Genomic DNA, 15,597 nt, shown 5'->3' on the forward strand with positions numbered 1-15,597 from the left:
GGCCGGCACCGCGCCACCCGCGGCGCCGGCCCGCACGGGCGGTCACTCCGTGGCGTTGACGAGGACCGCCATGTTGCCCGCCGGGTGCTGGTTGTCGTGGATCAGCTGATGGGCGAGGCCCACCTCGTCGAAGGCGAAGGTCCGGGAGAGGCACGGGTCGACAACGCCCTGCTGCACCAGACGCGTCACCTCGCGGCCCTCGCGCGCGCTGGCGACGTGGGAGCCCTGCAGCCGCTTCTGCCGCATCCACAGGAAACGAAGGTCGACGTCGCCGTTGTAGCCGGTGGTGCCGCCGCAGATGACGACCATCCCCGCGGAGTCGCACATGTACATCGACGTCGGGACGGTGTCCGCGCCGGAGTGCTCCAGCACGATCCGCGGGGCGGCGCGCTCGCCGAGCACCTCCCAGAACCGTCGCCCGAACGCGCGGGCGCCCTTCAGCCACTGCCCCATCGCCTGCTCGTCGTCGGCGTCCGGCAGCCTGCCCCAGTGGTCGAACTCCCGCCGGTCGATGCAGCCCTTCGCCCCCAGCTTCATGCAGTACTCGGCGTGCTCCTCGCTGGAGACGACCGCAACCGGGATGCCCCCGACGTGGCGGACCAGCTGGATGGCGATGCTGCCGAGGCCGCCCGCGCCGCCCCAGATGAGGACCGGATCGCCGGGGCGCACGGTGTGCGGCTCCCAGCCGAACAGCTGGCGGTAGGCGGTGGCGGCGGTCGCCATGTAGCACGCCGACTCGGCCCACGACAGGCGCTGGGGCTTGGGGTGGAGCATGTAGTCGTCGACCACCGCGAACTGAGCGAAGGAACCGTAGTTCTCCTCGTAGCCCCAGACCCGCTGGGTGGAGGACGCGGCGGGGTCGCGTCCGAGCCGGATGTCCTGGGCGGACTCGTCCCACCGGCAGGCCAGCACGACGACCTCGTCGCCGAGGGAGACGCCGCGGACGTCCTCGCCGACGGCCCAGACGATCCCGGAGAGGTCGGAGCCCCCGATGTGGAAGTCCTCGGTGGCGCCGGCCTTCTGGCGCGCCGTGATGACGTCCAGCGGCGACCCGAGCGCGGCCCAGACGTTGTTGTAGTTGACCCCGGCGGCCATGACCTTCACCGCCACCTGGCCGCGGCCCACCGGCGGCACGTCCACCACCTCGGTGCGGAAGGCGTCGACGGGCCGGCCGTAGCGTTCGCGCCGGATCAGTGAGGCGTGCATCCGGCGGGGGACGGTGCCGATCTCGGGGGCGTCCCCGAGATCGTAGAGATCGGCGGTCGCGCGGGCGGGAACGGTCACGGTCACGGGCGTTCTCCTGGGTTCTCGGCTGGGGTGGGGCTGGGGTGGGGCGGATCGGGGAGTGTGCGCAGCGCCTCGGCGAGCACGGCTCCGATGCGGGCCAGCGGTTCGGGCTCCGTCATCTCGTAGTGGCCGCAGGGCACCTGGTGTTCGTGGAACGTGCCGTCGACGTGCGGCCGCCAGCTGTCCGCCTTGCCCGGGGCCGACGCGAGGTCCTGCCCGGGGGTCGCGGGCGGGGTGGCGGCGGTGAAGAACAGCGCGTCCCCGCGGAACCGGCCCGGGGCGAAGCCGGGGGCGATCCGCAGGTTGTTGCGCATCACGTCGGCGATGGCGGCGGCCTGGTCGCGGGTGACCGGCACCGCCGAGTCGGGCCCCTCGGCGGCGATCATCTCCAGCACGTCGGCGACGTCCGGGGCTGCCGCCGGGTCGGGGGTGAATCCGCCCATCCGCAGCAGCAGGCCGGCGACCTGCCGTTCGACGGCCGCCGCGTCGTGGCGCGTGCCGTGCGGCTGGGGGGCGTCGAGCATGGCGAGCAGTTCCACCTCCTCCCCCTGCTCCTGCAGGGCGCACGCCATGGCGTGGGCGACGAACCCGCCGTAGGACCAGCCGAGCAGGCGGTACGGACCGGTGGGCTGCGTGCGCCGGACCGTCGCGACGTAGTCGGCGACCATGGCGGCCGCGTCCGGCGCGGGCGGCTGCGTGCCGTCGAGTCCGGCGGCCTGCAGGGCCAGGACGGGCTGCCCGGCGTCGAGGTGGGGCAGCAGGCCGGTGTAGCGCCAGGAGACGCCGGCGCCCGGGTGGACGCAGAACAGCGGGGGGGCGTCGCCTGCGGGGCGCAGCGGCAGAAGGGGTTGCAGACCGGTCGGCGGTGCTCCGCCCACCGGGGTCGCGGGCGCCGCGGTGGCGTCCGCCCCGTCGAGCAGCGCGGCGATGGTGGGTGTGGCGAGCAGTGAGGCGGCGGGCACGTCCAGCACGCCGTCGCGGCGCATCCGCCCGGTCAGGAGGACGGCGCGGATCGAGTCCCCGCCGAGGTCGAAGAAGTTGTCGCGCACCCCGATGCCGCTGATGCCCAGGGCCTCCTCCCAGAGCGCGGCGACCGCGCCCTCCTGGTCGGTGCGGGGGGCGAGGTACGCGCTGGGGAGGTGCGGGCGGGGCGCGCGCCCGTCGCCCGGCGGGGCGCTCCGCTCGGCGGCGTCGTCGTCGCCGCCGGTGGAGGCGCCGGGCGCGTCGATCCAGTGGCGGTGGCGTTCGAAGGCGTACCCCGGCAGGGTGACGCGGCGGCTGCGCGGTCCGGGGTCGCCGGCGCCGGGGAGGGCCGCGTCGAGACCGGCGCTCCAGAGGTCGCCCAGGGCACGGGCCAGCACCAGGTCGTCGGGGGTGTCCGCCTTGGCGTGGCGCATCGTGGTGACGGTCACCGGCGCCGGTTCTCCGGTGAGCGCGGCGTGGGCCAGCTTGGTGAGGCTGTCGCCGGGGCCGATCTCGACGAGGAGCGGGCGGCGCTCCCAGAGGGTCCCGAGCCCGTCGGCGAAGCGGACGGTGCGCCGGGTGTGGTCGACCCAGTGGTCGACGGAGGTGGTCTGCTCGGGCGTCGCCCAGGTGCCGGTGACGTTGGTGACGTAGGGGATGCGCGCGGGGCGGAGGTCGACGGTGGCGAGGTGGTCGGCGAAGGTCCCGAGGATCGGGTCCAGTACGTGGGAGTGGGCGGCTGCCGGCATGCGCAGGCGGCGGAACGGGATCTCACGCCGCGTCAGTTCACTCTCCAGCCGGGACACCGCCTCGGGCCGGCCGGCGACGGTGCAGGCGGTGGGCCCGTTGACGGCGGCGAGGGAGAGGTCGTCGCCGAGGAGCGGCAGCAGCGTCGCTGCGGGCGCGGCGACGCCCACGGTGGCGCCGCCGGCGCCGGCGATGAGCCGCAGCCGCTCGGCGACGAGCGGCAGCATGTCGTCGAGCTCCAGGGCCCCGGCGAGGCAGGCTGCCGTGTACTCGCCCAGCGAGTGCCCGATGAGGGCGTCGGGGCGGACACCCGCCGCCATCAGGGTGTGCGCGAGGGCGTACTCGGTGACGACGAGCCCCAGGAAGGCGTCGGTGCTGCCGGGCTCGACCCGTGCGAAGAGCACGGTCCGCAGGTCGTCCCCGAGGTGGGGCCGCAGGATCGCGGCGCACCGGTCGACGGCGTCGCGGTAGACGTCCTGCTCGCGGTAGAGCCCGGCTCCCATGCCCACGTACTGGGTGCCCCCGCCGGGCAGCAGGAAGGCGACGTCGGGTCTGTCGACGGCCGCCGGGGGCCGGGTGGGAATCCCGGCACGCAGGGCGGCGACGGCCTCGGGGGCGGTGCGCGCGGCGACCGCGGCCCGGTGCCGCAGGGCGGGCCGGTCGGCCCGCAGGGCCCGCGCGACCTCGACCAACGGGACGTCGGGGTGGTCGGCGAGGTGGCGGGCGAGCGCCTCGGCCTGGCCCGGAAGTGCGCCCGCGGTGCGCGCGGAGAGCGGCAGCACCAGCGGTCCGCTGCCTGCCGCCGGAACGGACTGCCCGCCGGAGACGGGTCCCGGCGCCGGGGCTTCCTCCAGGATGACGTGGGCGTTGGTCCCGCCCACGCCGAAGGCGCTGACGGCCGCGCGCCTGGGGTGGTCGGCGGCGGGCCATTCCGTGAGTTCGGTGGGGACGTGGAAGGGGCCGGCGTCGAAGTCGATGAGGGGGTTGGGCCGCTCGAAGTGCAGGCTGGGCGGGATGCTGCGGTGTTCGAGCGCGAGCACCGCCTTGATGAAGCCGGCGATGCCGGCCGCCGCTCCCAGGTGCCCGATGTTGGTCTTGACGGAGCCGAGTGCGCAGAAGCCGCGCCGGTCCGTGGCGTACCGGAAGGCCTCGGTGAGCGCGGCGACCTCGATCGGGTCGCCGATCCGGGTCGCGGTGCCGTGCGCCTCCACCAGGCCGATGGTGGCGGCGTCGACGTCGGCCTGGGCGTGGGCGGCCAGGATCACCTCGGTCTGGCCGGGCGCGCTCGGCGCGGTGAACCCCACCTTGCGGCGGCCGTCGTTGTTGATCGCGGTGCCGCGCACCACGGCGCGGATGCGGTCGCCGTCCGCGAGGGCGTCCTCCAGCCGCTTCAGGACGACCGCGCCCACGCCGTCCCCGGAGGAGGTGCCCGCCGCGTCGTCGGCGAAGGCGCGGCAGCGCCCGTCGGGGGAGAACGGCCCGTCGGGCACGTGGTGGTAGCCGAGCCGCGCGGAGGGGTTGAGGGAGACGGCGGCGGCGAGCGCGGTGTCGCAGCGGAACTCGATGAGGTCCTGGCAGGCGGTGTGGAGGGCGACCAGCGCCGTGGAGCAGGCGGTCTGCAGGGAGACGCTGGGGCCGGTGAGTCCGAGTTCGTAGGAGACGCGGGTCGCGAGCGTGCCGAGCGAGTTGGCGGTGGCGGCGTGGACCAGGGCGACCGAACCGGGGCGGCCGGCGTAGCGGGGGTGGACATGGGCGGGGTAGTAGCGGCTGTCACCGCTCCCGGCGTAGACCCCGGTGGTCCGGTCGGTGTCGCCCGCCGCCAGGCCAGCGTCCTCCAGCGCATGGTAGGCGGTCTCCAGCAGCAGCCGCTGCTGGGGGTCGACGACGGCCGCCTCCGCCGGGCTGTAGCCGAAGAAGCCGGAGTCGAACCGGTCGATCCCCTCGATGACGGAGGCCATCCGGACGTGGGACGGGTCGTCGAGGTCCGCGGGATCGCCGCCGGCCGCGAGGAACTCCTCGTCCGTCACGGGGCGTACGGAGTCGTGGCCCTCGGCCAGTCGCGACCAGAAGGCCTCCACGTCGTCGGCGCCCGGAAAGCGGGCCGCCATGCCGATGACCGCGACCGCCGGAGGGCCGTCCGGATCTGCCTGCCCGGGCTCGGTCCCTGACTCGTCCATCGCCTGGTCCTCTCGTTCCTGGTCCTCGTCGCGGCCGCCGGGCCGTACCCGTTCGCACCCGGTCCGCCGTGTCGTGGGTCGTCGCACCCGTGTCGCGCCCTCGGCGCGGGGCGCCCCGCCCGCGGGGCGGGCGGGGCGGTGAGCCGAGGGGCTGGTGCCCGAGCGACGGGCTCCGCGCCGGCGACCTCGCGCGGGCGCCGAGCGGAACGGGGCGTCGGTGACGACTTCCGGTAATGCCGCTTCGGTAATGCGCTTCGGTAATGCGGACCCGGAAATGCTGCATACGCGGGCACAGGGGCCGCGGAATTCCGTGGTCTCCTGTCGCGGCCTCACCCTGCACGAGATCCGTCGAAGAGGTCAAGGGCCTTTCGGCCCGGCCGTGGATGTCTGTGCAAACACCTAGAGGAGGGTTTCCGGAAGAAAAACATGTTTGCCGGATGGAGAAGAAGGAATCAGCCATCCTCCGGCAAAGCCATGGCGCGGCAGTTCGGTCCGTGCTGCCGAAGCGTCGGACCGTCGCCTGGACGGGCACCAGGAGGAGAGGACAGCACTCGAATCGGGCTTCGGTGCCTGTATCTGCCTCTTCATAGCAGTGCGTTGCCCCACAGAAGCGGGCTCTCTCCCGACAGGAACAGGCCCGGCTCACGGGGCTCCCGGGCCGACCGAAAGACGCAGCCGAGCGGGCGATCCCGGGCGGCCGACCGTTCCATCGGCCTCGAGCACCGCAGACAACCAGCCAAACCCCCTGGGGCCGGTGGCCCGCCGGGAAGGCGCTGTGGAAACATCTGGAGCCGAGGGAAAGCGCGCCGGTCGCCGCCCTCCCGGTAACGCACAAGGACCGGTGATTTCCCTGAATATTGCAGCGAAACTCGCCGGTTGATCGGCGATGTACGGGACAGGAGAAACCTGTCCGGGGCGGTTCTTCTTCCGTCACCGTGAGCCGCCGGAGAGCACACCGGACACCGCCGTCACCCGCTGGTTCCCCCCTGCCCCGGACGCTCCGTCGAGCGCAGCCGGGACCCCGGGGGCGCGTTTCCGGACGCGCCGGCGGACCCGCCCGAGACCACCTTCGTACCTCCCCTCGCTCGCGCCCCCGGCCGTACCGACGGCCCCGTGAGCGGTGCGGCGGCAACGCAGAAAGGCTGAACCGATGCGACGCGAGCTGTGTCCCGTGGAGACCCTGTACATCGCCCAGCGCAGTCGGGCCGTGCTGTCCCTACGGCTGCGCGGTCGACTCGACACTGCGGTGCTGTCGGAGGCCTTCGACTCCCTGACCTCTGCCAACCCCTCGCTGCGCTCCCGGCTGTGCCCCGGAGAGTCGGGGTTCGCCCTGGAACTGCTGCCGGAGGAGGAGCGCCCGCGGCTGCGGGTACGGGACGAGGGGTCCGAGGCGGGGTTGGAGCGGGTGTACGAGGAGGAGCTGAACACGCCGCTGCCCGTGGGGGTGGCGCTGAGCCGTGCGGTGCTCGCGCGCGCCGCCGGCTCCGACCGGTACCTGATGATGATGGTCGTGGACCACGCGGTGACGGACGGCCACAGCGCCATCGCCGTGCTGAACGACCTGTGGGACCGCTACCGGGCGCTGCTGGCCCCGGACGGCGGGAACGGAGGGGTGACGGCCGCGCACGGGCTCACCGACGGTGCCGCCGAGCCCCCCTTCCCGGAGCCCGTCAGCGAACTCCTCCCGGCCTGCGACGCCGAAGAGACGGAGGCCTACTTCCAGCGCCGCCTCGCCGAGACCTCCGGCCCACCCGTTGCGCTGGTCCCCTACGACGTGCCGGCGCCGACCGACGCGGGCGAGGAGCCGGCCGACGCGGAGCCGCGGCACCGGATCGAGGTGCAGCGGCTGCTGCTCGACGCCGCCGAGACCGAGCAGGTCCGCCGCACCGCGCGCGAGAACGGGGTCTCCGTGCACGGGCTGGTCGCAGCGGCGATGCTCAAGGCTGCCCGCGCCCGCGTCGAGGGCGAGGGCGCCGTGCGTCTGGGATGCCTCTCCCCCGTCGACCTGCGCTCCCGGCTCGACCCGCCCCTGGACCCCCGCGTCATGACCGCGGCGGTCGCCTCCCACCTCCAGACCCCCGAGGTGGCGCCGGAGAGCGACCCGCTGGTCCTCGCCAAGGAGGTGACCGACCGCCTCCGGGAGTCGCTGGACCGGGGCGACCACTTCCAGGAGATGCGCATCCTGCCGCGGGTCCCGCAGCACCCTCTGCTGCAGCTCGGGAGCGTCATCGTCACCAACATGGGCGCCTCCCGCGGGCCCGGGGTCCCGGAGGGGCTGGAGGTGGAGGACGTGCGGCTGACCCCGGCCCGGGAGAACTACTTCCCGCAGGCGGGCCGCAGCCCCGTGATGGCCTGCGTCGTCTCGTTCGACGGCCGCCTCGCGGTCGAGTTCCCCCACTACACGGCCTGCTTCAGCCGCTCCTTCGTGCAGCGGCTGCGGGACGACGTGCGCGGCGTCCTGCTCGCGCCCGCCGCCGGCGGCGCCGAGGCCCCCTCTCCCGCCCCCGTCGCCTGACCCCCACGGCCACGCCCGCCCCGGCACCCCTAGGAGCACCCCGCGATGACGACCGCGACGCCGCAGCTCCCCTCCCCCGTCGCCCGGCTGCTGCCGCGAGCGACGGCGGGGGACGAGCAGGCGATGAACGACCTGCTCGTCCAGATCAGGCCCTACGTGGCGCGGGTCTGCCACTCGGTGGCCCGCGAGCACCATTCCGACGCGACCCAGGAGGCGCTGCTGGCGATCTACCGAGGTCTGCGGACGCTGCGGGAGCCGGCGGCCTTCTTCGGCTGGGTCCGCTCCGTCACCGTCCGGGAGGCGATACGCACCTCCAAGCGACTCGGCGGCGAACCGGCCCTTCCGCCGGTGGAGTCCCGCCACGAGGCCGACCCGCTGGACACGGTGCACATCAACGACGTCCTGGGCCGCATGTCGGAGCCCCACCGTCAGGTGCTCGCCCTGCGGGTCTACGGGCTGAACGAGAAGGAGATGGCGGAGACCCTCTCCCTTCCCATCGGCACGGTGCGCTCCCGCCTCCACCGGGCCCGGCGACGCTTCCAGGAGGCGTGGCAGCCCACCGCCGCCTGAGGGCGCCGGAGAACCGGGCACTCGCCCGGCTGCCGGCGCCGGTCCGGGACAGGCGGCGGGGCGGGGGCGGCTTCGTGAGAGGCGGGGACGGCGCGTGCGGAACGGTGTGCCGCGCCTCGGCCCGTCCGGGCTTGTTGCCGCCGGCGGGCATGTGTAATCCCCCCATTTCCCGGCAACCCGGGAGGGACGGACGAGGCCCCGCGCGGCGTCCCGGCCGTCGGGCCATGAGGCCGGATGCCGGGCAGCGCCCGCGGAGCCACACGACGAGCCCCGGAGGTGCGGCGCGATGAAGGCAGCTGTCTGGCACGGAAAGCGCGATGTACGGGTGGAGGACGTTCCCGACCCCCGGATCGAGGAACCGACGGACGCCGTGATCCGGGTGACCTCCAGCGGGCTGTGCGGTTCCGACCTGCACCTGTACGAGGTGCTCGGGCCGTTCATGAACGAGGGGGACATCCTGGGCCACGAGCCGATGGGCATCGTGGAGGAGGTGGGCTCCGGTGTCCGCGACCTCTCGGTCGGCGACCGGGTGGTCGTGCCCTTCCAGATCGCCTGCGGCCACTGCTTCATGTGCGACCGGGGGCTCCCCACCCAGTGCGAGACCACCCAGGTCCGCGAGCAGGGCGCCGGCGCCGCGCTGTTCGGCTACACCAGCCTCTACGGCGCCGTACCCGGCGCGCAGGCGGAGTACCTGCGGGTCCCGCAGGCACAGTACGGGCCGATCCGGATCGGCTCCGACGCCCCCGACGACCGGTTCCTCTACCTCTCGGACGTCCTGCCGACCGCCTGGCAGGCTTTCGAGTACGCCGAGGTCCCCGAGGGCGGCACCCTCGCCGTCATCGGCCTGGGGCCGATCGGCGACATGGCCTGCCGCATCGCCCTGCACCGCGGGGTACGGCAGGTCATCGGCATCGACCTCGTGCCCGAGCGGCTGGAGCGGGCACGCGCCCGCGGCGTCCACACCCTGGATCTGCGGGAGCTGGACGACCCGGCGGAGGCGGTCCGGGAGCTGACCGAGGGGCGTGGCGCCGACAGCGTGATCGACGCCGTCGGCATGGAGGCCCACGGCAACAAGACCGGGAAGTTCCTCCAGGACGCGGCCGCCGCCCTGCCGGGCAACGCGGGGGCGAAGCTGGCGGGGACCGCCGGCGTCGACCGCATGAGCGCGCTGACCAGCGCGATCGACATGGTCAGGCGCGGCGGCACCATCTCGCTGTCGGGCGTCTACGGCGGCATGGCCGACCCGATGCCGATGCTCACCCTCTTCGACAAGCAGGTGACGCTCCGCATGGGCCAGGCCAACGTGCGGCGCTGGGTGCCGGAGATCATGCCCCTGCTCACCGACCAGGACCCGCTGGGGGTGGACGACTTCGCCACCCACCACCTCCCCCTGGCCGAGGCCGCGGACGCCTACGACATGTTCCAGCAGAAGGCGGACGGCGCGGTCAAGGTCGTCTTCCGGCCCTGAGCCCTGAGTCGGGGGGGGGGGGGGGGGGGGGGGGGGGGGGGGGCCCCCCCCCCCCCCCACCCGTGCGCTGCTGCGGTGTGCCCGTTACGGCCCGATCCCGAAGCCGAGCGACGTGATCTCTTCTGCGCGGAGCGCCCCCTGGTACACCCAGACGTCGTCGACGGCGCCCGGCCAGTACCCGCCCCACGTGTCGGAGGAGAGGCGCTCACGGCCGACCTCGAGCGGCCCGACGGCCGCGAACAGCGGACCGACGTCCTGCCAGGAGGCCCTGGGGACGCAGTCGTCGCCGTCCCACTCGGCGTCGCAGCGCACTTCCTCCAGGCTGCCGTTGACGTAGAGGCTGAGCCGCTGCGTCGATGCGTCGAGGACGACTGCCAGATGATTCCACTCCCGCACGTCGTAGAACACCTGATTCTCCGCACGGGCCGGAGAGGTTCCGGGCACGTCCTCCCCGCCGACATCGACCTGCCAGGCGCCCCAGCCGGGTTCGTCCGGGTCGGGAACGAACCGCACCGTCAGGGCCGCGGCCGACCGCCCGCCGATGCTGATCACGGCGACAGGCTCCTCGGGCACCTCGTCCGCCCGCGCCCAGGCCGCCACCGTGTAGTCGGCCGAGGTGTCCACCGGAACGCGGTCAGTCCGCGCGTACCCGGTGCGCCCGTCGAGGACCAGCGCGCCGTCCCCGATCCTCCCCTCGCCGAACGCCGTCCCGCCGTGGAGCGTCAGCGGGTTGTCCGGACGGGAGGCGTCGGGGGTCGTGTCGGTGCCGCCGTCCAGCTCCCAGCGTGCCGCGAGCACGTGATCACGCCGGGCCGCGGCCGCCACCTCCCCGGCGGTGAGTACCCGGTTGTGGAGGCGGAGTTCGTCGATCTCGCCCGCGAAGTGCGTGTCGGTCGGCCCGTCCGCGGTGCCCGCGCCGATCACCAGCGGCCCCGTCGCCGACCAGGCGGAGTCGTGCCGGGTCTCGGCGACCGCGGCGCCGTCCACGTAGAGGCGCAGCGTCCCGGCGACGGCGTCGCGGACGCCGGCCAGGTGGACCCAGGCGCCGTCGCGCGCGACGAACCGGGCCGGCTGGGTCGCGTACGCCTCCTCGGCCGCGGGTGAGTCGGCGGTCGCCCGGCCGAACTGCCAGCGGTCGAGCTCCCGCGAGTACTCCAGGGTCAGCCCGGCACCGTGCTCCCCCGACTGCGACACCACGACTCCGTCGCCCGTTGCGGTCGCCTTGTCCAGACGTACCCAGGCGCTGACCGAGAAGGTGCCGGCGGTGTCGACCGCCGGTGCGGCGGCCACCGTGCGGCCGGTACGGCCGTCGTAGCGGACGGCCCGGCCGTCGTACCCGTCCACCCCGCTCGCGACCGCACCGCGGTGGACGGCGGGTGCGTGGCCGCTGACCGTGGCGACGGTCGGCGAGTCGGCGGCTTCGTCCAGGGGCAGGACGGCGACCGGCGGCCGGTGCGGTGCCCGGTTGACGGGCTGCTTGGCGGCGAGGGCCTGGACCGCCCCGTCGGCGGTGCGCAACCCGTGGTCGAAGAACTGCAGGTGGTCCAGGTCTCCGGGAAAGTGGTCGGCGGCCGCGCCGTCCCGGCCGCTCGCGCCGAGCAGCAGCGAGCGGTTGGCGACGGCGGTCGGTGCGTGGTCGGTCTCGGCCGTCTCCAGGCCGTCGACGAACAGCCGCATGCGGGCCCCGTCGTAGGAGAGCAGGAGATGGGTCCAGGTGCCGACCGCCGCCTCGTCCTCGGAGACCACCCGGGACCGGCCCGCGGCGGACGTCGCGCCGCGGTCGGCCGTCGCGGCCCAGGCACGCTCCTCGGCGGCGTAGTGGAGTGAGTAGCCGACGAACCCGGTTCCGAGCTGTTCGACCACCACCGCATCGTGGTCCGGTCGGTTCTCCAGCCGTGCCCACGCGGAGACCGTCCACGGGCGGGCGCTGTCCACGACCGCCCCTTCGGTGGTCACGTGCCCGGTGACGCCGTCGAGCGTCAGCCCCGTACCGAGCGCCGCCGGGGTCCCGAGCCCGTGGCCGCCGCGCAGCCGCAGGTTGCGCTCCGGGGCGGCCGGGCGGGTGTCCTCCGCTCCCGAGGGCTCGTCGAACGCGAACCCGACCTGCTCCGGGGCGGGTCCTGCGAGGTAGAGAAAGGTGCGTGGGGCGCTGCTCCGACCGGTTTCGTCGAACGCCTGCGCGGTGACGAAGCGGAGCCCGGGCTCCTCGGTGAAGAGGCTGACGGTGCGTGCGGCCCCGTCGGTGGTCGGCACGTTGTTGTCCGGGTGCGGCGAGTTGTTCACGCCGTACCGGTAGCGGACGACCCGGGGGTCGTCCGAGCTGAAGGTGAAGTCGGCGTACTCGCCCACACCCTCGATCCAGGAACCTTGTGAGTCGGCCGGGTCGAACTCCGGGAACCGGTCGGAGGCGATGTCCGGCGGGGGGATGGGGCCGGCACCCCGCGAGGCGCCCGCCTCCGCCGCAACGGCCGTCGACACTCCACCCAGCGCCAGCGAGGCAACCGTCAGGACCGCCAGGAACCTCAGCCCCGCACGGCGCACACGTCGGAACATTTCCCCCACGCCCTCTCCCCTGAACAAGAACGACCTCCACACATGCGGAGCAGGGAGAGCCTAGGATCATGATCAGCGCGAGGTCCACTACTTTTCGTACGCGATCGATCACGACCGATCCTCGCTGCGCGCCACCACCCCCACACCGCCGTCGGCCGTGATGGCCGGGGTCAGCCCGGCCGGCACGCCCACGCGCACCGATCGGCCCTCCGGGTGTCGCCCCGGAGGGCCATTCGCCTGGAGCCCCCACATGACCAGCCCCTCCCCCGCGCCCCGCCCGCCCCGTGGCGCACTCCGCGAGCGACTGCGCCCCGTCCTCGCCGCGCTGACGGCCACAGCCGCCCTCGCCACCGGCCCGGCGGGCGGTGCGTCCGCCGCGGCCGCTCCGCCGGACGAAGCGACGTCCGCCCCGGAGCAGTTCGCCTGCCCGGTGGCAATCGCGGACAGCGCCCGCTGCTACCGCGGCACGGACCGCAACGGCTCGGCCTACACGCTCGCCGTCCCCACGCAGGGGAACGGCTCGCTCGTCGTCCACGCCCACGGCGGCCCGAGCCTCACCGCGGGGTCCGACCCCGAGCGGAGCGCCGGCGACCTGGAACGTTGGACCGTCATGGTCGAGGAGGGGTACGCGTGGGCCGGCTCCTCCTACCGTCGCGGAGGCTACGGCACCCGGATGGCCGCGGAGGACACCGAATCGGTCCGCCGGGTCTTCGTCGAGCAGTTCGGCGAGCCCGAGCTCACCCTGCTGCACGGCCAGTCCTGGGGCGGCAACGTCGCCGCCAAGGCGGCCGAGGTGTACGGCTCGGCGGACGGCGGGCCCTTCGACGGCCTGCTGCTGACCAACGGCGTCCTCGCCGGCGGTTCGCGGGGCTACGACCACCGCGTCGACCTCCGGGTGGTGCACCAGTACTACTGCAGGAACCACCCGCGCCCGGAGGAGACGCAGTACCCGCTCTGGCAGGGGTTGCCGCCCGGAGAGACGATGACCGCCGCCGACCTGCGGTCCCGGCTCCTGGAGTGCACCGGCCACACGCTGGCCCCCGAGGACCGGACCGCGCTGCAGCAGCGGAACCTCGACGACATCACCGCCGTCACCGGCATCCCGGAGTCCTCGCTCGAGTCCCACCTGCGGTTCGCGACGCTGACCTTCTCCGACATCGTCCATCAGCGCCTGGAGGGCAGGAACCCCTTCTCCACCGTCGGGGTGCGCTACCGCGGTTCCCACGACGACGAGGCGCTCAACCGCGGCGTGCAGCGCTTCACCGCGGACCGCACCGCGCGGCGCGACCTGTCCTGGGACAGCGACCTGACCGGCCGGGTGTCGGTCCCGGTGCTCACGCTGCACGCCATCGGGGACCCGACGGCGTTCGTCGAGCACGCGGCCGCCCACCGGGCGACGCTGCGCGGCGCGGGGCGTGAGCGGAACCTGGTGCAGACGTTCACCCGGGAGGACGAGCACAGCGGCCTCAGCAGCGCCGGGTACGCCGCCGCGCTCGACGCTCTGGCGGGCTGGGTGGAGACGGGGCGACGGCCCACACCCGGGGATGTCGCCCGCGCCTGCCCCGCTTTCGCCTCGGTGCACTCCGGAGACTGCCGTGTCGACCCCGGCTACCGGCCGCAGGACTACCACGACCGCGTCAACGCGCGGCCGGGCGGACGCCACTGGCCGGCGATGACCGCGGCCCAGGAGACTCGCTGGTCCCGCATCGCGGGTGTCGGCATCGCCCCCTGACCGCCGTGGGGGCGCGCCCGAAGTCCGGGCGGCGCGCCCGCACGGCCACCGCGCGGAGGGCGCGGCGGGCGCCCGTCAGCCGCGGCGCTCCAGCGCGACGGCCCGCCCGGCCGGCTCGTCGCGCTGCGGGGTCCCGCGTTCGAATGCCGCCGCGGGGCCCCGCTCCGGCCGGCGGCGGTTGCGGAACCGAAGCGCCACCGCGACAACGGCGAACGCGACCAGGCCCATCGCGGCCCCGGCCCACGCCGGGGAGGCGTAGCCCAGCCCGGCGTCGATGACGGTGCCGCCGAGCCACGGGCCACCGGTGTTGCCGACGTTGAAGGCGGCGGTCGCCGTGGCCCCTGCCAATGTGGGGGCGGCTGCGGCGACGTCGAAGATCCGGGCGTTGAGCGCGGGGGCGGTGTAGAACGCGGAGACGCCGACCAGGAAGGAGAGGGCGACCACCGCCACCGGGTTCGCCGCGAAGAGCGCCAGGGCCGCGAGGAGGGCGGTGGAACCCGCGATGCCGGTGAGCATCACCCCGAAGAGGTGGGCGTCGGCGACGCGGCCGCCGATGGTGGCACCCACCAGCGCGCCCGCGCCGAAGAGGGCGAGGACCAGCGGCACCGTCCCGGCGTCGAGCCCGGCCACGTCGGTGAGGAGCGGCGCCAGGTAGGAGAAGGCGCAGAAGACGGCGCCGCCGGCGAGCGCGGTGGCCGTGATCGCGAGCCACACCTGGCCGTCGCGGTAGACGGTCAGCTCCTGCCGGATGCGGGGCCGCTCCGCCGGGAGAGGGATGCGCGGCACCAGTGTGACCACGCCGACGAGGGCGACGACGGCGGCCGCGCCGACCGCCCAGAAGGCGGACCGCCAGCCGAGGTGCTCGCCGAGGAACGCGCCGCCGGGGACGCCCAGGACGTTGGCGATCGACAGGCCGGCGACCATGACGGCCAGCGCACGGGCGCGGGAGTTCCGCGGCACGGTCTGGACGGCGACGGCCGCGCCGACAGCCCAGAAACCGGCACACGCCAGGGCGCTGACGATCCGGGAGGCGAAGAGCGTCTCGTAGGTCGGCGCGAGCGCCCCGGCGACCTGGCCGAGGGCGAAAACGGAGATCAGCGCGATCAGGGTGGTTCTGCGGGGCAGCCGGAGGGTGGCCACCGCGAGGAGGGGTGCCCCGACGACCATGCCCACGGCGAAGGCCGATATCAGCAGGCCAGCCTGGGGGATGGTGACGTCCATGTCGTCGGCGATGGCGGGGAGCAGGCCGGAGAGCATGAACTCGCTCGTGCCGAGCGCGAAGACGGAGAGGCCGAGCACGTACACGGCGACGGGCATCCGCCCGGAGCGTGCGGGGTGGGGCTGGGGGGAGACTTCCTGCATGAGGGGTGCAAACACCTCGGCGGCCCCCGGCATTCCCGCCGCCGGTCACCGGGGCGGCGGGCCGCGACCGGGGGACCTGTCGGCGGGCGTCAGGGGCGCTCCGTGGCTCGGCCGGGCGGCGCCTCGGAGGCCGCGGCGGCTTCGAGGACGGTGAACTGTGAGCGCCTCGCGGAGCACGCTGCGCACGGTGGTGGCCGGCACCAACTTCGGCCGGTTCTACGTC

Annotated in this window: 8 protein-coding genes; 4 read left to right on the forward strand and 4 right to left on the reverse strand. The window is 74.5% G+C overall.

Annotation, left to right across the window (positions count from 1 at the left end):
* Positions 1-42: 42 nt before the first annotated feature.
* Together ccrA and HCN56_RS16210 are read right to left on the reverse strand one after the other, a co-directional pair.
* The gene (ccrA, locus tag HCN56_RS16205; protein ID WP_312871261.1) at positions 43-1,290 is read right to left on the reverse strand and encodes a crotonyl-CoA carboxylase/reductase; all 1,248 of its coding nucleotides are present in this window, start codon (positions 1,288-1,290) and stop codon (positions 43-45) included.
* Entirely contained in the window at positions 1,287-5,174 is a 3,888-nt protein-coding gene (locus HCN56_RS16210) for a type I polyketide synthase (RefSeq protein WP_167971785.1), read from the reverse strand. Before HCN56_RS16210 ends, ccrA begins: the two co-directional genes overlap by 4 nt.
* 1,150 nt (positions 5,175-6,324) lie before the next feature.
* Here HCN56_RS16210 and HCN56_RS16215 point away from each other — a divergent pair.
* The 3 genes from HCN56_RS16215 to HCN56_RS16225 all read left to right on the forward strand — a co-directional run bounded on the left by HCN56_RS16215 (position 6,325) and on the right by HCN56_RS16225 (position 9,727).
* Positions 6,325-7,689: a phthiocerol/phthiodiolone dimycocerosyl transferase family protein gene (locus tag HCN56_RS16215; protein ID WP_167971787.1), complete on the forward strand. Its 1,365-nt coding sequence runs from the start codon at positions 6,325-6,327 to the stop codon at positions 7,687-7,689.
* Between the two features lie 45 nt (positions 7,690-7,734).
* Positions 7,735-8,259, forward strand: a complete 525-nt coding sequence (locus HCN56_RS16220) for an RNA polymerase sigma factor (protein WP_167971788.1) — start codon at positions 7,735-7,737, stop codon at positions 8,257-8,259.
* A 286-nt stretch (positions 8,260-8,545) separates the two neighbouring features.
* Positions 8,546-9,727, forward strand: coding sequence for a zinc-dependent alcohol dehydrogenase (locus HCN56_RS16225; RefSeq protein WP_167971790.1), 1,182 nt, complete (start codon positions 8,546-8,548; stop codon positions 9,725-9,727).
* Between the two features lie 84 nt (positions 9,728-9,811).
* Here HCN56_RS16225 and HCN56_RS16230 read toward each other — a convergent pair whose 3' ends face one another.
* The gene (locus HCN56_RS16230; RefSeq protein ID WP_167971792.1) at positions 9,812-12,280 is read right to left on the reverse strand and encodes a LamG domain-containing protein; all 2,469 of its coding nucleotides are present in this window, start codon (positions 12,278-12,280) and stop codon (positions 9,812-9,814) included.
* A gap of 250 nt (positions 12,281-12,530) precedes the next feature.
* On the opposite strand from HCN56_RS16230, the gene HCN56_RS16235 reads away from it, so the two are divergent.
* Positions 12,531-14,012, forward strand: a complete 1,482-nt coding sequence (locus tag HCN56_RS16235) for a hypothetical protein (RefSeq protein WP_167971794.1) — start codon at positions 12,531-12,533, stop codon at positions 14,010-14,012.
* Between the two features lie 75 nt (positions 14,013-14,087).
* Here HCN56_RS16235 and HCN56_RS16240 read toward each other — a convergent pair whose 3' ends face one another.
* On the reverse strand, positions 14,088-15,329 hold the full coding sequence (locus HCN56_RS16240; RefSeq protein ID WP_167971796.1) for a Cmx/CmrA family chloramphenicol efflux MFS transporter: 1,242 nt from the start codon (positions 15,327-15,329) through the stop codon (positions 14,088-14,090).
* Positions 15,330-15,597: the final 268 nt, after the last annotated feature.

It is taken from the genome of Streptomyces lonarensis, assembly GCF_012033735.1.
Classification (GTDB): domain Bacteria; phylum Actinomycetota; class Actinomycetes; order Streptomycetales; family Streptomycetaceae; genus Streptomyces; species Streptomyces lonarensis.

Bases quoted from the DNA above. Each gene is read 5' to 3' on its own strand.
- HCN56_RS16235 (WP_167971794.1), top strand. From the start codon at position 12,531: ATGACCAGCCCCTCCCCCGCGCCCCGCCCGCCCCGTGGCGCACTCCGC.
- HCN56_RS16215 (WP_167971787.1), top strand. From the start codon at position 6,325: ATGCGACGCGAGCTGTGTCCCGTGGAGACCCTGTACATCGCCCAGCGC.
- HCN56_RS16230 (WP_167971792.1), bottom strand. From the start codon at position 12,280: ATGTTCCGACGTGTGCGCCGTGCGGGGCTGAGGTTCCTGGCGGTCCTG.
- HCN56_RS16210 (WP_167971785.1), bottom strand. From the start codon at position 5,174: ATGGACGAGTCAGGGACCGAGCCCGGGCAGGCAGATCCGGACGGCCCT.
- HCN56_RS16240 (WP_167971796.1), bottom strand. From the start codon at position 15,329: ATGCCCGTCGCCGTGTACGTGCTCGGCCTCTCCGTCTTCGCGCTCGGC.
- HCN56_RS16220 (WP_167971788.1), top strand. From the start codon at position 7,735: ATGACGACCGCGACGCCGCAGCTCCCCTCCCCCGTCGCCCGGCTGCTG.
- HCN56_RS16225 (WP_167971790.1), top strand. From the start codon at position 8,546: ATGAAGGCAGCTGTCTGGCACGGAAAGCGCGATGTACGGGTGGAGGAC.